The organism is uncultured Nitrospira sp. (assembly GCA_902500695.1).
GTDB lineage: Bacteria > Nitrospirota > Nitrospiria > Nitrospirales > UBA8639 > Nitrospira_E.
In genome coordinates, this window is sequence record CABVRQ010000053.1 from 1 (window position 1) to 15,555 (window position 15,555).

Sequence of the window (15,555 nt, forward strand, 5' to 3'; positions counted from 1 at the left end):
GACAAACGCCAAGGTCAGCCCGCGCGGGCGAACACCGCTGACGGTGCCGACCACCTCCAGCCCCGTCCCATCTTGGAACAACATTGCCAAATGGAAGACATCGGAATTCTCTCTATCCCCTGTTGAACGAACAACAGACTCAGTGAGGGTTTCCTCATGACTCCCCTGAGTCGCGTCAAGCAACACCCCTGCCGACCGGCTTTCACCCTCTGGCACCAACTTAAGCCACGACTCGGTGGCCTCCACCTGATAAACTCCCGGCCCCACTTCGATATCGTCTCCCGCAGGAGTGAGGAAGTGGATGACGACTGGTAACTCCACCGTTGGCGCCGAAGTTGAACCAGCCAGGACCTGCGTTCCCGAAGCCAGATGCGAAGAATGCTAATAAGACAATTGATAAATGACTTTTGGCACATACTTCACCTCCTGTTGTAATTTCCTCAAAAAGTTCTCTCCTTTCATTCCTCTGTCGTCCTACTCCTCAAATGGTTCAATGCTTCATACGGGTTTTCCCCACCTTAAAAAATTTCTTGTAGCGAACATCCCAAAGCCTATCCTGCGCCTTCCGCTCAAATTAAGACACCCCATGAGGGAATTTTCAGGAAACTGGTTTAAAATTCAGACGAAAGCATCAACGTGTAGTGGGTGAATTAAAGAAGGAGAACAAGACCTAAGTGCGAGAAAAATGACTGAACAGCTCTCAGAACTCTTGCAGAAGAATTTCCTTATCCTTGGAATTGTTGTCTCCAAGTGACCCAGACCACAATAAATGTGGGATCCAAAATACCGTCAATAAAGGACTTCTAACCCGGCATCAAATTCGTTGAAGCGGATTCATTGCGCCAAGCAACCATCCGCATGCAGCCCTAGCGATTATGAAGATGCATTCATTAAGATGGAGCATTCTCGGTTGGATTTCTCAATCGTCCGGTTTCCCCATGAATGAACAGGCAGATAGGGCGACCACTCACCGTTTTCCCCCAAGAAAGAGTTTAATCAGATGAACCCTTGAGTCCTGAAATCCGACAGACTTACCAAAATACGGTGAAACAGCCATTTGTTTAAACATGCGATCATAATTATGGTACCCCCAATCCCTCGCCAGCTTTCACCAGCATTTTTGTGGACAACGCTCCTCGTATTCATTGGCATTTTTGGGGGAGCATGGGCTCCTTTTTCCTATGGGGCTCCCCCGCCCCCCCGCAGTCTTAGTGGACATCAAGGGGAAATTTTCGGTCTGGCTTTTGATTCCTCCAATCAACTATTAGCCTCGGCAAGCGGAGATCAAAGCATCCGGTTGTGGGACGTGAAAACCGGTCGCCTCCAGACCATCCTCAAAGGACATACGGCTCCGGTCAGAACGTTGGCCTTTTCTCCGAAAGGGAATTTCCTCGCCTCCGGAGCAAGTGATAAAACCACCAGGGTCTGGGATGTCCAAACAGGAAAAGTAGCCGCTTCCTTCAGTTCGATTTTTGGAAATATCCGCGCAGTGGCCTTTTCTCCAAATGGTGAGATTTTGGCCACGACCGGCGATGGAGGCAGTCTTCGCCTATTGGATTGGAAGGCCAATAAAGAACTAAAGGCGATGAAAAGCGAATTCGGCATCATTTATGCGGTGGCCTTTTCCCCTTCTGGCTCAGTTCTGGCCACTGGCAGCAGCGATAGTCATGTGCACATCTGGGATCCCTCAAGCGGTCAACAACAAACGGTCTTTTCCGGACATACCAAAGCAGTGCTCACCGTCGCGTTTTCTCCGGATGGATCCTTGCTGGCCAGTGGATCTGCCGATGGCACAGTCAGAATCTGGGAAGCCCAAACAGGGCGGGAACGAGGGGTCTTTCTCGGCCATACCGGCGACGTGAATGCCGTCGGATTTATGGCCAATGGCATACACGTAATTTCGGCAGGAAGCGATGGGACCGTCCGTTTCTGGGATAGTTCAACCAGTCGGTCCTTGGACATCCTTTCCGATTACAAAGGTCCGGTATGGGCCTTGGCTCTGGCCCATAACGACTCCCTCATGGCCATTGGGGGCCGCGACCGAACCGTTCATCTTCAAGCGGCCACCATCACCCTGGCGCAAGTGTCGCCGTCCGGAGCCTCATCAGTGATTCCCAGAGATGCCGATGTCGGGCCGCCCCCTGTCCCTCCTCCCCATGCAGAAGCGGAGTTCTCGATTCAACCTCATGAACTAAAGCCTGGCGATGAACTCACCGTAGACCTCCGTGTCTCCAATACCGGAAAAGGCCCGCTGTACCGGTTCCTGGCCAAAACCAGTAGCTCGCATCCATTACTGAACGGACGGACCTTTTATTTTGGAAAAATTTTGGCAGGCCAATCGAAATCGGAAACTTTGAAAGTGAATATCCCCAAAGACATCACCACTGAAGAAATTCCTTTAGACATCCAATTCGAGGAATATAATGGATTTGTGCCGGATCCGCTCAAAGCACTGATCACCCTCGCCGGCCCTCCACGACCCCGCCTAGCCTACAATTATCAAATTCTCGATAACGGCACCGGACAGTCTGTGGGTAATGGCGATGGCCGAATCCAAAAAGGTGAAGCGGTTGATCTATTGTTGACCATCAAAAATGTGGGAGGGGTATCAGCCAAGGATACCTGGGTGGAATTAACCAATCAGGAAGGACAGCACTTGGACATCAGGCCTCATGTGATTCGATTCGGTCAATTAGAGCCGAATGACACGAAGCAAGCCCGGATCAGTTTTACCGTGTGGCCCGATTACCCGAATCAGACACTCGCATTCGGGTTATTAATCAAGGAAAAAACTCAGAATGTGTTTTTGAATGAAAAGATCGCTCTGGTCGTGGATACCCTCCCCCCTCAACAAATCATTGCCACCAATAAAGTCGTAATGGTCACCCAAGACCACGCCTCCTTGCTCAGCGGAGCCGGGGCGGAAAGTTCCGTGATTGCCACCGTCCAAAAAGCGCAGACCCTCTCGGCAACTGGAGAACTTGGTGGCTGGTATCGGATTCAACTCTCGGAGAAAGAAACAGGCTGGATTGCCAAGCAACAAGTCGCCACTGTCCAGAATTCAATAAAGGGCGAAATGCCCATACCCACCATTCAAGGACTGGAGGCCAATAAGGCGGCTCAATTCATTAACCTGCCTGAGCAGCTACAGCAAGCGGAACAAGAACGGGCACGCATTGAACAGACCTTAAAACAGCGTGAACAGGAAATTGCGCTTCTTCAGACCAAACTGGAGCAAATCACCAGTACGCAACAATCCACCCTTTCCACCACTCAGGAACAATTGGAGCGGGAGCGGACCGAACGGGAACAGATTGAACGGGCCTTACAACATCGTGAGCGGGAATCGCAGCAGCTCAGGGCTCAACTCGAGGATTCAGCCAATTTAAAATCTTCCGAGCTGACTACCATGCGTGAACACCTCCAACAGGAACAGACGCAACGGGAACAAGCTGAGAAGGCCTTGCGGAATTTCAAGCAGGAAATGGCCCATTTGGAGGCCAAATTGGACAAAATGAACCATTCGCAGATTTCTGCCAAAACGCCTCCGGCCATTGCTTTAGCGACCCCGTATGATCAACAAATTCTGACAGTCGACCGGGTTCAACTGGTGGGAGCAGCGGCCAGCGACCGTGGCATTGCTCGAATTGAAGTCCGTGTGAATGATGAACTGTTGGTCAGGCGCCAGGGTCGCGGAGTCGCCGTTGTCTCCTCGCAAGACACGCAACAATCGACACAGGAATTTTCTGAAACAATTCAGCTTCGCGAGGGAGAAAATATTATCACCGTCATGGCCTATGATAACGACCAATTGGAATCCAATCGAACCCTTCGGGTAACCCGGGAGGTAAACAGGGGACAAATCTGGGCTGTCGTTATCGGCATTTCACATTATAAGACCGTCAGATCATTAAAGTACGCCGACAAAGACGCGTCAGCGTTTCGGGATTATCTCACCAAGAATGTGGGAGTCTTGCCCGATCACATGACGTTCTTACTCAATGAGGAAGCCACACTATTTAATCTGAAACGATCGTTAGGAACGGAATTAAAACGAAAAGCCGGACCGAAGGACACCGTCATTATCTATTATGCCGGTCATGGAGCACCTGAACCGGATGCTTCCAGTCCGGACGGGGATGGCCTGGAAAAGTACCTGATCCCCTATGATGCTGACCCGCAGGATTTGTATACCACCGGTCTGCCGATGCGGGAAGTCGAAACAATTTTTCATCGATTGTCCGCCGAACGAGTCATTTTCATTACAGACTCTTGTTATAGTGGTGCCACTGCCGGCCGGACGTTTTCCACAGCCGCCCGCCGGGCCAACCTTTCAGATGGTTTTTTAAACCGCCTGTCCAAAGGGAAAGGACGGGTGGTGTTGACCGCAAGCCGGGCTGGAGAAGTCAGTGAAGAACGCGATGAACTGGGCCATGGCGTCTTTACATACTATTTACTCGAAGGATTGAATGGAAAAGCCGATGTGGATGGAGATAGCCTCGTGACGGTTGATGAAGCGTATTCCTTCCTTTCCACCCATGTCCCCCAGGCCACTGGCCAAAATCAACATCCCGTCAAAAAAGGTGAGGTTGAAGGACAATTGATTCTTGGACGTGTCCAATTCTAAAAGTTTTTCACCCCAACGCAGGAGGACTCCCTCATGATGAACCGTTCGCGTGTGACGACTTCTCTCTTAACCGGTGTGGCTCTATTGATTGCAGCTCATCTGACTGGTTGTGCGGCCTTCTCACCTCCCAAACCTGAAGGATTAAATACCAAGGTCTATACGGCTAATGAAAGCTCCAATACCGTGACGGTCCTTGATGGAGACACCTATCAGGTTATCGGAGAAATCGATACGCTGAACTATGGGGCACATGACCTGGCCCTCAGCCGGGACGGGAAACAACTCTGGGTCACGAATCTGGCCAATGGCCGGGTCTCGGTCATTGATACCGAATCTCGTCAAACGATTGCGTCGATTTTTACGGGCACTCGCGCTCATGTGGTGGCACTCACCAACAATAATAAACATGCGTGGGTGGCCAATATCGCCGACAATACGATTTCGATTATTGACACCACGATTTTTCGCATTCTCGGCACGATTCCGGTCGGAAAAGGTCCGATGGGCATCGCATTTTCCCGTGACGGAAGATTTGCCTATGTCAGTACACAGGACAAAATGGTCAACGTCATTGATACGGCCGCCCATCAGGTAATTAAGCAAATTCCGGTCGGCCCGAATCCACATTTTCTCACCCTGGGACCCGATGGCCGTATCTGGGGGACCAACACCGGCAGTAATGATATTTATGTCATTGATCCAGCCACCAATGAAATCGCCGCGACCATCGAAGTGGGACCGGCCCCGCAACAAATCGCGTTTGCCTTGAAGGGAACTGCTGGCCCGAATGCTTACGTGACCGTCACCGGGCTCAATAAAGTCGTCGTGGTCAGTGCCACTTCCCCGGCATTGTCCATTCGGGAACAAATTGACGTGGGAGAGGAACCAAACGGGATTTGGGCGAATGCTGTCGGCACACGAATCTATGTCGGGCATACGAAATCCAATAATGTCATGGTCATCGATTCGGGGACCAGCCAGGTTCTTGCCACGCTTCCCGTAGGGAGAAAACCCATTCGGGTAGTCGCGTCGCGGTAAACCTCATGTGGAATGGAAAATCCCTTACGACCACCACATGGATGATTTCCAATAAATGAATAGGAGGCTCATATGAACGATACCACTACATTCAGCTTACCTAACGCTCTGCCCCGTCTGCCCAGCCAACTTCTTTCAGGACTATGTGCCATGTTGCTCTGTCTAGGATTTTTTTTCGTATCTCCGGTTCATGCAGCCGATGAACTGGCAGCCAATGCCATTAATGCCATAGGGGATTTCACCGTGTTTCGAACCGATGGTATTCAGGAACAACTGGAGGGGAAAGGCATGCTACCCATATATGAAGGGGATCGGGTCAAAACCGGATCGGGAAGTCAGGCATTACTGGAATTCACCAACGGAATCCAGGTGGCCCTTAATGAACATACCGATTTTCTTATTCTCTCTCGCTGGGAAAACGATAAGGGATTTACCAGGATCCTCCGTCTGGCAACCGGAGAAGTATGGGTCAAAACCATGGGAGGACCAAAACCATTGGAAATTGAAACTCCGGTAGCCACTGCAGCCGTGAAGGAAACTGAATTTGATATCAAGGTCCTGCCGGATGGTCAAACGACTCTCACTGTTGTGGAGGGGATCGTGGAATTCGGCACTGCGTTCGGAACCTGCCCGATCAAAACCTCGACCATCAGCTATGGAAATCGCGGAAAAAAATGCACGAAACCGGCTCCTGTGGATGTGGCCCCAAATGTAGCGTGGTCCGAAGGTATTCGACAGTAGCGATAACCGTTACGATATCTGCAATGAAGAGGGCCCCTTCCGACATACCGGAAGGGGCCCAATTTTTTCGTGTTGGGACGTGGCCCATTGGATGATCCCCCAGTTTGCCATTAGCCCCGCAGCAAATCTCTTCGCGGCAGGATCCCAATCAATTTCCCCTTCGAATCCACGACAGGCACCCGAATCAGATGATTATGTTACAGAACATCGATAAGCGTCAGGACATTGGTATCTTGCATGACCGATACCGGATTGGCCGTCATAAGGAAGGAAAAGAAATGAACAATACTATGGCCATGAGTCGATCATGCGAAGAGGTAAGGGACCTACTTCGAGAAGGTGAAAGTTTGGGGTGGGTAAAAGAATACGAGAGGGTGGACTGTGCAGTCCAAGTACATCCCAATATGTTCGATTTGCTTCTTTTCCTTCAATAATTAAACCCACATCCCGCCGGCTCACTCAAACACTTTCATGGCAAGACCCGTTGAACGGACCGACGCCCTTTCTTTCGCTATCATTCCTTTCCACGTCTGTCCTTGGTCCGTAACCAATCTGGTTCTGGGTCTTTCAACCTTTCAACAATTTCGGTAGGGGTAAGACCGTTTCTCCAGACGTTCTCTCCAAGCGCTCCTCTAGGCGCTTGAGGGCCTTTTGTGTCTCTCTCAAATCATTGAGTATCTCTTTCTGTGTGACCGGGCCTTGAAGTTCAGTCAGGCGTTCGGCTTTGGCTTCATCAAGGTTATTGATTACCACGGCAATAAACAGATTAATCACGACAAACGTCCCTAAAATTACAAAACTGACAAAATAGATCCAAGCCAAAGGATGAAAATCCATGGCTGTATACATCACATCAGTCCAATCTTCCAGGGTCACAACGCGAAAGAGGGTCAACAGCGAGATTCCCAATGATCGCCAATGCGTGGGATCGTGCTCATGAAACAACTGATAGCCCGTGATGGCATAGACATAAAAGATCACGCCCATGAGCGTCATGACGTGAATCATGCTGGGAATAGATCTGACGAGGGTCGAAACGATAAGGCGAAGCTCAGGAATGGTCGAAATGAGACGAACCACCCGCAATAAACGCGCTAACCGGGCAATCATGGCGAATTCACCGGTTGCCGGAATCAAGGAAAACACGATGACGGAAAAATCAAAGATGTTCCAGCCATCTCGAAAATATCGATCAATCTGAGGTGCCACGGCAATCATTTTGATAAGGGCTTCCAGAATAAAAATCCCAAGAATGACGTGATTCCCCCAATGCATCAGGGCACCATAGTGTTCCACCAATGCAGGTGAGGTTTCCAGGCCCAAAATGACCCCGTTAATAAGGATGAAGGCAATGATCCCATACTCAAACCATGGGGCGCGGACAATCTGATTCGCTCGATCGTTCATCGTCGTCAACTCACAGACTCATGGCGCATTCTCACCCTGGAATTCAGGGAGAGAACGAGCACCGATTCATTAATGTTGGAAAAAGGGGAGGAATGAACCCAAGGAAGGAAATGGGTAGCACAACTCCTCGGGGAGCTTCAACTCAACGATGTTTGCAAATAACATCGCAGCAAATCTCTTCGCGCCACGATCCCGATCAATTTTCCCTTTGAATCCACAACAGGTACGCGAATCAGATGATTATTTTGCAGGACATCCATAAGCGTCAGCACATTAGTATCCTGCGTCACTGATATCGGGTTGGCAGTCATGATATCACCTGCCATGACCTCTTCCAGATTTTTTCCTTTGCGCAAGGCCTTAAGTAAATCAAACTCGGAAACGATCCCCACCAACTTCGAGGTTTCGTCGATGATGGGAACCGAACCAAATCCTTCCATCATATACGAGGCCAGTAACTTGGCCTCCGAATCCTTCATGCCTGATTGCACTTCTTTCTCCATGACACTGCGCACGGTTAACTGCCCGAATTTACTGGCACGCAAAGCTGCGACATCATCGCTCATATGGTTTTTTCCTTTTTTGAATAGAAGGTCATGGCCACGTCGTTGCTCTTTTGAATAGTTCCAATGCCCCGGCTCACAATTCAGTGGGACATGGGATTCATCTTCACGTTTCCCGGTTATTGTACCTGATGATTTAGAAAGGGAAAAGGTGGTATTTCCCACACGCCACTTCCAACACTCCTTCAGGGTTCCAGTTTTTCAACTTAAGATCGGTAACCAAATCCGCATCCCATGCCTCCTGCGGCACCAAGCCCACAATTTCACTTTCCTGAATGTCCACACCCCACCGCTGGGACTCCCGCTCCACAGCATGAAATGCCGATCGCAAGGACGTTTGCCGGAAATCCATCAAATTCATGGACACCTGCACAAGCTCCTTTGATGGCAAGAGCACACCCATGGCCTTGAGGGCAGGCAAGCCTCCCCCTGAAGACCGGATCGTGCGGGCAATACGACAAGCCACCTGAAGATCCTGGCTCTTGAGCACCACGTTAAAGGCAATCAAGAAAAAACGGGCTCCGATTGCGACCGCTCCCGCAGTAAGATGCAAAACGTTTGGGCCAAAATCAGGCTTCCAATCTGCGTCTTGATCCATCCGTTCCTGTAACCCAGAGAGACCTCCCCGCCGTATAACGTCCAATCTGGCTCGCCAGGGCACCATCGCAGCCTGTTCATAAAGAAAGACGGGAATGCCCAGTTCCTGCCCGACTCGCCTGCCCAAATTTTTGGCATGGCCGACACATTCCTCCATCGTCACGCCTCGTAAGGGAATCCAGGGCACCACATCAACCGCCCCGATGCGTGGATGCTGCCCACGATGCGTGCGGAGATCGATGCCATGCTGTGCTTCACGAATGACCTGAAAAAGCGCTGTGGCCATCGCCTCCGGCCCCCCGGCAAGGGTAAAAACCGACCTATGATGATCGGGATCCACATGGAGATCGAGTAAGGCCACATCGGGTACTGACTGAATACGCTCAGTCAATAAAGCAAGCACGGCCTTGTCCCGGCCCTCACTGACATTCGGCACACATTCCACCAACCGATCCATGGCCATTTCCCTACATTTGCCTACACGGCTAAGAAACCTGAATTTCATGCCTCATGGAGGCTCAAGCCAGAACAAGCGTTTGTTGACACCGAAAAATTTACCATATTATAGTCGAATCAGCTGTAAGCCTCAGCCTTGGATAATGCATCCCGACAGAATCAACCCCATCAAAGGCCAAGAGCTGCTATACTCCGTAACAATCCGCCTTTATCGATGACTCTGGAAGAGGCGACCCATCATTTTGTGAGAAAGAAGGTGACATCATGAACGCCACCCACGTTGAACCAGCAACCGCCTTAGCCGAACTCAAGCAAACCAAACCCGATAAAGTGACCCTTGTCGTCCTGAGTGGAGACATGGATCGCGTCATGGCCGCCCTGATTATCGCCACGGGCGCTGCAGCCATGGGCATGCAGGTCACGATGTTTTTTACCTTTTGGGGATTGAATGCCATCCGGAAGGAAAATATGAGTAGCTCCCCAAAGGATTGGCTCCGTCGAGCCTTTGGATGGCTGAACAAAGGGGGAGCCAGCCGCCTGCCCCTCTCACGATTTCATTTTGGGGGTCTCGGAACCACCATGATGAAAAAGGTCATGAAAGATAATCGCATGCCCGGCATCCCGGAACTCATGGAAACGGCCAAAGACATGGATGTGAAAATGATTGCCTGTACCACAACCCTGGGACTTATGGGCATTTCAAAGGATACGCTCATTGATGGAATCGACCAACTTGCCGGAGTCACCACGTATCTGGCTGAAGCCCGGCACGGATCCGTGAACTTATTTATCTAACGACCACACAAAAGGATGAACCATGATACCAGCCGACGTTAAACTCGATACATTAGGATATTTCTGCCCGATGCCCATCATTCTGACTTCCAAAAAAATCAAAGAACTCGCCTCAGGGCAAGTGCTTGAAGTTATTTCTGATGACGAAGGGATTAAAAAAGATATGCCGGCCTGGTGCGAAACAACCGGACACGCCATGGTCGGTATGGAAGAAGAAGGGGCCGCCGACAAAAAAGTGTACAAAGCCTACGTCAAAAAGGCCTGAAATTCCGCCCTTATTGATTATCTTTTTCCCGGGTCGCATAACTCATCAATCACCAAGGAATTGAACGCTGGCGCCAATCCCGTCAATCAGTGAATTTTCAGAACGAACACCCTATCCAGAGTGTCCTTCTTAACGGACTGCCTCCCGCCTTCCCTCGTCAGCTCATTCCATCAGACGAGAAAATGTGAATGATTCCACGGTGACACGCGTCAATTTGGTGATGTCATGTTCATAGTATTGAAAGTCGAGCCATCGCTACAGAACTTTGTCTACTTTAGATACTGACCAACTTGGCTCTTTTCATGAGCACAGCTTCTTCATTATAGGGATTTACGTTTTTAGCGAAGGCAAAGGAATGGAAGAACTACCACCAAGTCGACTCCTTAACTAACCTTTAGAACTACTCTGAACCTTGCTTCACCACTCATCATACGCTCATAGGCTTCGGCCGCGCGTTCAAGAGGGTATTCCTCTATCATCGGCCTTATACCCGTCATTACACTGAAGCCCAACGTATCCTGCGAGTCCGACGACGTACCGGACGGCCAGCCCTGAACTGAATGTCGACCCATAATGAATTGAACAACGGGAATCTCCACCGGTTCTTGTGTAGCGCCAACCATAATCAATTTACCGTCGATGGCCAGTCCCCCGACAGTCGCACTCATGGCCTTACCGCTTGTGACGGTCGCAAGAATAATTTTTGCTCCGCCGAGACCCATAAGCACTTCTGCCACATTTTGGGTCCTGCTGTCGATATAGTGCCGCGCGCCCAATTTCTTGGCCAGAGCCTCTTTCTCTTTTCCTCTGGCAATAGCTACCGTCTGGAATCCCATTTTGCTCGCAAATTGTACACCTAAATGTCCAAGACCGCCGATACCCAGAATAGCGACCACGTCACCAGCACGCGCGCCACTATTGCGAAGGGCATTGAAGGTCGTAATGCCGGCACAAAGCAGAGGGGCCGCTTCAAGGTCGGAGAGATCCGCTGGTATGCGCACCAGGGCTTCAACGGGAGCGACCATGTATTCGGCATAGCCTCCGTCATAGCTAATTCCCGGAACCAACCCACGTTGGCAAAGAACAAAATCCCCCCGGCGGCATGGTTCACAGCGGCCGCAATGTCCTCCATGCCATCCCACGCCAACTCGTTGGCCCTGTTTCCATCCTTCCACGCCCGAACCCATCTCCTCAATAATACCGGCAATTTCATGTCCAGGAATACGAGGATATTCAAGACCGGGCCATAGACCTTCCTTCGTGAACACATCGCTATGACAGATGCCGCAGGCCTGGACCTTAATGAGAACCTGACCTGTCCCAGGCTTAGGCACCTCACGCTCCACGAGTTGCAAAGGCCCCTTTGCTTGTCGGACTTCCACAGCTTTCATCTTCTTCATGTTTGGTGCTCCTTCTCTCCCAATCTTATGAACGCTTTCACAAATTATGGCATACGTGAAATTGAGGGTAAACGGCATCACATCCAGGACATTCAGTCCATACTGACCACAGACTAGTCCGCTCACCTCAAATAATACGAAAAAATCTTAACCGAGATCCGGGTGCGGGTCAGTGAAGGGGGATATAAGCCGAACCGGCCATTTGTTTATTCACATTCACAGTAGAGCGAGCGATTGGCCGCGGCGAGCGCATCTTGAATGGCCAGATTGACACCGACTCGTCCAATACAGACAACTCCGAGTTAAAGGGCATTCTTTATGTGACGGCCTCGTTTCAGAGAGGCGCGATCCCAGTGGACCAAATTGGCTGCTGCTTCCTAGGTCGTTTGTAGAAATTCGAGAAGGGTATCATCCGGCGATGCTGCCTCCCGGACACGATCGTAGGGAAGAAGAAATTCATGCAGATCGTTACTGAGGAATGCCTCCTTCGGCCTTACGGACGCCGCTGAGCAGTCAGGCGGAGCGGGTCACGCATACGAAGAGAAAGCCGGGTAAGGAATTGGACCGCCGCCTGGCCAGAATCTGCAACTGCTGACTTCCTCCGAATAGGCTTCCCTGGTAACCCAGTCCGGCAGATTTGGAATTCCGCCGGGATGTTTCGGCGCCGGTCGCCCGGAAAACCGGGTGACAGCCAGATCCGGCGCACCCCAGAAGAAATGCACAGGGCTACATTTACCGAAGAAGCCTGCACGGAACGTTTCAAAGACTCGATCGGCCTCTACCAGGATTCGCCAAAACCGGTTGACATATGCTCCATCATAAGCTCGATGCGTTTCATCCTCATCGAAGGGGATTGGCTCAGATATTTCATTCGGCATGCGGTGGATAACAACGTGCAAATCAAGCTTATCCAACTCTGCCATACGACGAGAATAGAATGTCGCGACCGACTGAGGTTGGAGAGTAATACGTCTGCTATGCCCCTCACTCGTCTGGACAATCAATTGATGGTCGATGAAGTCGAAGTCGATTTGGAACGTCCGCTCTCCATAGGGAATCGGTGAGGTGGTGAGTCCACTCTCAGTCCCATCGAGCGGGACATGCCAGGAATGGTTGATCCAGGGACTCTGAGCGAGGCGAACCTTGCCGACGATCTGCGTCCATATATGTAAGGTGGCATAAGTATCCTTCCACTCCTCCATAGGCAGGGACGGCCATGTTTCCGATTTCGGGGAAATATTATAAATCCTCATTTCCCCACCGCATCACTGCAGTCAAACAGTGATATCTTTGCATCTGGCAAGGAAAAATTCTTGGTTAATGATGAGAATTAGTCTAGGTATAAAATTTTTTGAGTTCAGGCTTTCAGAATTCAAAAAAACTAAAAAAATACTTCACCGAAACATTTTTTCCTGTAGGATTGTATTGAAATGCACATTTACCATTCCTCCTTCCCCAAAAATGGCATAGGTCAAATCCACCCACTTCCTTTTCTCTTCAGTAAAGCCAACATAGAAATAGGTGTGTTGGGTTTGGAGTAATTTAGGATTTCCTAAGAACTTCAGGTAGATACCGAAAACCGCATGGCCGAATGAGCCCGTCACCACGAACAAAAAGCACCCACATGATTCCACACAGACACATGAGCACGACATCAACAGATCTTCTCCGGGCAATGCTGTTTGTCCTGAGTGCCTTCTGTGTTTCTTGCGATCTTTTTGGGGGCGACTTCGATCATGAACCCAAGGATTTAGAGAATGAGGTCAGCGCCGGGGCCCGCTCGCTGATCGACCAGGCGTTCGAAGGCATTCAGGGTGAAACACTCCGCGATTATCACGTTCATATGTTGGGCATGAACGAGGACATCAATGGCACCTTCGTCAACGAAGACTGGCAATCCCCCTGGGGCGGATTGATTCATTTTTTTCAGTTTGAAATCTATAAAAGCGCGGCTGACATTACCGATGAACAACAGGCGGACGTCCAATACCTTACGAGGTTAAAAGACCTCATTCAGCAGATGCCAGGACGCGGAAAGTTCGGCATTATGGCGTTCGATTTCTTTCATGATGAGCAGGGGCGTCCCGATCGGGAGTTATCGACGTTTCATGTGCCCAATGAGTATGTGATGACCCTTGCCAGGAAGAATCCCGATATGTTCTTCCCCATCATCTCCATTCATCCTTACCGGGAGGATGCCACAACCGCCCTTCGTCACCATGCCCAGCAAGGAGTTCGGTTTGTGAAATGGCTACCCAATGCCATGGGTATTCATCCGGCGTCAGACACCATGCAGGACAAGCTCGATCCTTATTACCGCATCATGAAGGAGTACGACATGGTGCTGATCTCACATACGGGGGAGGAAGCCGCGACGGAAGCCGAAGAATACCAACGGTTTGGAAACCCGTTGTTGTTAAAAAAGCCCTTGGATATGGGCGTGAAAGTCGTGATGGCGCATGTGGCCAGTCTGGGGGAATGCGAAAAAGAGGAAGCGGCTATCTGTTTACCCGGCACGCCGTATGTCGATCTAGCCATTCAGATGCTTGAAGATCCCAAGTATGCAGGGTTGGTGTTTGCCGACATTTCGGCCCTGACGCAATACAATCGACATCACAACCTCGATAAGATCTTATCCAAATCCTCCATTCACTCCAAACTCATCAATGGGAGCGATTATCCCCTGCCCGCAATCAATATTGTGATACAAACCCGATCGCTCGTGTCTTCCGGTCATATCAACTCTGAAGAACGGGAGGCCCTCAATGAAATCTATGACTACAATCCATTGCTGTTTGACTTCGTCCTTAAGCGGACCCTGCGCCACTCTAAAACGGGGGCAAGATTTGCACCTTCTGTTTTTACCCAACACCCCAAACTTCCCGACGACGGGAAAGATCATAAACCATGACCATCATAAATCGATTTTTTGTTAGTTATTCAGATGGCTGTTCAAATGTCCCGTCCGGCATTTCCTCATTCCACCTCGGTCGCTTGCGTATCTTTCCTGCCTTTGCGCAAATCTAATCTAGCTTGCTCTGCTAATTTCGTGTAATTGGACCGAATGCCGTCGAGATCCCTTTCTTCCAGCTCTTCTAAATTCAGATGGGCATTGTGGGCAGAGTCATTAGCGCGAATCAACTGATCCAGTTTGACCTGTATTGCTGCGGAATCCCGGTCCTGCGTGTTCTGGATGAGGAAGACAATGAGGATGGTGACAACGGTCGTGCCGGGGTTAATGACGAGCTGCCAGGTATCACTATATTGAAATAGAGGCTCCGACACCCCCCAAATCACAATCACTGCCGTGGTCAAGGCAAAAGTCAGGGGTCTGCCGGTTAGTCGAGATGTTTGCTGAGCGAAGCGAGGGAACAAGAATATAGATTTCACGGGAATCATGATTGCCCCTTCCTTTTAATAAATTCGTTGCTGATTCATAGGATTAGGGATACAGGTCCAGGTCCCATATGCGGTATTATTCTGGAGCTGTGCCATTTCCAATGCCTGGTTCTCCGTCTCCAGGAAGGAGACGTTACCCAAAAAATGTGTTAATATTTCAGATAAATAGTGCTGCAGGTTCCCCATCTATCTTAAAAATCACGAACGTCTTATTTTTCATCGTAGGACGACCGATACATTACCTAACGACAACGAACGGACTCCTTT

12 protein-coding genes and 1 pseudogene are annotated in these 15,555 nt (G+C 50.2%); 6 read left to right on the forward strand and 7 right to left on the reverse strand.

The features are described 5' to 3' along the window. The coding region (locus tag AAH187_RS13170; RefSeq protein ID WP_342348923.1) for a hypothetical protein at window positions 1–321 on the reverse strand (321 nt) is incomplete at its 3' end. A gap of 760 nt (window positions 322–1,081) precedes the next feature. Between AAH187_RS13170 and AAH187_RS13175 the strand changes: the two genes are divergently transcribed. The 3 genes from AAH187_RS13175 (at window position 1,082) to AAH187_RS13185 (ending at window position 6,406) form a co-directional block, all read left to right on the forward strand. Then, window positions 1,082–4,627: a caspase family protein gene (locus AAH187_RS13175; protein WP_342348924.1), complete on the forward strand. Its 3,546-nt coding sequence runs from the start codon at window positions 1,082–1,084 to the stop codon at window positions 4,625–4,627. A 33-nt stretch (window positions 4,628–4,660) separates the two neighbouring features. Continuing rightward, on the forward strand, window positions 4,661–5,665 hold the full coding sequence (locus tag AAH187_RS13180) for a DUF5074 domain-containing protein (protein ID WP_342348925.1): 1,005 nt from the start codon (window positions 4,661–4,663) through the stop codon (window positions 5,663–5,665). A 72-nt stretch (window positions 5,666–5,737) separates the two neighbouring features. Further along, window positions 5,738–6,406 carry a FecR family protein gene (locus tag AAH187_RS13185; protein ID WP_342348926.1) on the forward strand — a complete coding sequence of 223 codons (669 nt, stop codon included), beginning with the start codon at window positions 5,738–5,740 and terminating at the stop codon, window positions 6,404–6,406. Between the two features lie 567 nt (window positions 6,407–6,973). Here AAH187_RS13185 and AAH187_RS13190 read toward each other — a convergent pair. The 3 genes from AAH187_RS13190 to ftcD all read right to left on the reverse strand — a co-directional run bounded on the left by AAH187_RS13190 (window position 6,974) and on the right by ftcD (window position 9,430). Further along, a complete protein-coding gene (locus tag AAH187_RS13190; RefSeq protein ID WP_342348927.1) occupies window positions 6,974–7,813 on the reverse strand; it encodes an ion transporter in 840 nt (279 codons plus the stop codon). A 137-nt stretch (window positions 7,814–7,950) separates the two neighbouring features. Beyond that, window positions 7,951–8,379 carry a CBS domain-containing protein gene (locus AAH187_RS13195; protein WP_342348928.1) on the reverse strand — a complete coding sequence of 143 codons (429 nt, stop codon included), beginning with the start codon at window positions 8,377–8,379 and terminating at the stop codon, window positions 7,951–7,953. Between the two features lie 133 nt (window positions 8,380–8,512). After that, the gene (gene ftcD, locus AAH187_RS13200; protein WP_342348929.1) at window positions 8,513–9,430 is read right to left on the reverse strand and encodes a glutamate formimidoyltransferase; all 918 of its coding nucleotides are present in this window, start codon (window positions 9,428–9,430) and stop codon (window positions 8,513–8,515) included. A gap of 263 nt (window positions 9,431–9,693) precedes the next feature. Here ftcD and AAH187_RS13205 point away from each other — a divergent pair, with 263 nt between their 5' ends. After that, window positions 9,694–10,224 (forward strand): DsrE/DsrF/DrsH-like family protein, encoded by a 531-nt coding sequence (locus AAH187_RS13205; protein WP_342348930.1) that lies wholly within the window; start codon window positions 9,694–9,696, stop codon window positions 10,222–10,224. A gap of 22 nt (window positions 10,225–10,246) precedes the next feature. Further along, window positions 10,247–10,489: a sulfurtransferase TusA family protein gene (locus tag AAH187_RS13210; protein ID WP_312644386.1), complete on the forward strand. Its 243-nt coding sequence runs from the start codon at window positions 10,247–10,249 to the stop codon at window positions 10,487–10,489. Between the two features lie 383 nt (window positions 10,490–10,872). Here the strand turns inward: AAH187_RS13210 and AAH187_RS13215 are convergent, their stop codons facing one another. Both AAH187_RS13215 and AAH187_RS13220 read right to left on the reverse strand, forming a co-directional pair. Next, window positions 10,873–11,889, reverse strand: coding sequence for an alcohol dehydrogenase (locus AAH187_RS13215; protein WP_342348931.1), 1,017 nt, complete (start codon window positions 11,887–11,889; stop codon window positions 10,873–10,875). Between the two features lie 377 nt (window positions 11,890–12,266). Then, window positions 12,267–13,142: pseudogene (locus AAH187_RS13220) on the reverse strand (DUF5996 family protein). Between the two features lie 389 nt (window positions 13,143–13,531). Here AAH187_RS13220 and AAH187_RS13225 point away from each other — a divergent pair. Further along, window positions 13,532–14,800 carry an amidohydrolase family protein gene (locus AAH187_RS13225; protein WP_342348932.1) on the forward strand — a complete coding sequence of 423 codons (1,269 nt, stop codon included), beginning with the start codon at window positions 13,532–13,534 and terminating at the stop codon, window positions 14,798–14,800. A 65-nt stretch (window positions 14,801–14,865) separates the two neighbouring features. On the opposite strand, the gene AAH187_RS13230 is transcribed toward AAH187_RS13225, so the two are convergent. Continuing rightward, complete coding sequence (locus AAH187_RS13230) at window positions 14,866–15,288, reverse strand: low affinity iron permease family protein (RefSeq protein ID WP_342348933.1); 423 nt, start codon at window positions 15,286–15,288, stop codon at window positions 14,866–14,868. Between the last annotated feature and the right edge of the window lie 267 nt (window positions 15,289–15,555).

Bases quoted from the DNA above. Each gene is read 5' to 3' on its own strand.
- AAH187_RS13175 (WP_342348924.1), top strand. From the start codon at position 1,082: ATGGTACCCCCAATCCCTCGCCAGCTTTCACCAGCATTTTTGTGGACA.
- AAH187_RS13190 (WP_342348927.1), bottom strand. From the start codon at position 7,813: ATGAACGATCGAGCGAATCAGATTGTCCGCGCCCCATGGTTTGAGTAT.
- AAH187_RS13180 (WP_342348925.1), top strand. From the start codon at position 4,661: ATGATGAACCGTTCGCGTGTGACGACTTCTCTCTTAACCGGTGTGGCT.
- AAH187_RS13195 (WP_342348928.1), bottom strand. From the start codon at position 8,379: ATGAGCGATGATGTCGCAGCTTTGCGTGCCAGTAAATTCGGGCAGTTA.
- AAH187_RS13185 (WP_342348926.1), top strand. From the start codon at position 5,738: ATGAACGATACCACTACATTCAGCTTACCTAACGCTCTGCCCCGTCTG.
- AAH187_RS13205 (WP_342348930.1), top strand. From the start codon at position 9,694: ATGAACGCCACCCACGTTGAACCAGCAACCGCCTTAGCCGAACTCAAG.
- AAH187_RS13215 (WP_342348931.1), bottom strand. From the start codon at position 11,889: ATGAAGAAGATGAAAGCTGTGGAAGTCCGACAAGCAAAGGGGCCTTTG.
- AAH187_RS13230 (WP_342348933.1), bottom strand. From the start codon at position 15,288: ATGATTCCCGTGAAATCTATATTCTTGTTCCCTCGCTTCGCTCAGCAA.
- AAH187_RS13225 (WP_342348932.1), top strand. From the start codon at position 13,532: ATGAGCACGACATCAACAGATCTTCTCCGGGCAATGCTGTTTGTCCTG.
- ftcD (WP_342348929.1), bottom strand. From the start codon at position 9,430: ATGGATCGGTTGGTGGAATGTGTGCCGAATGTCAGTGAGGGCCGGGAC.
- AAH187_RS13210 (WP_312644386.1), top strand. From the start codon at position 10,247: ATGATACCAGCCGACGTTAAACTCGATACATTAGGATATTTCTGCCCG.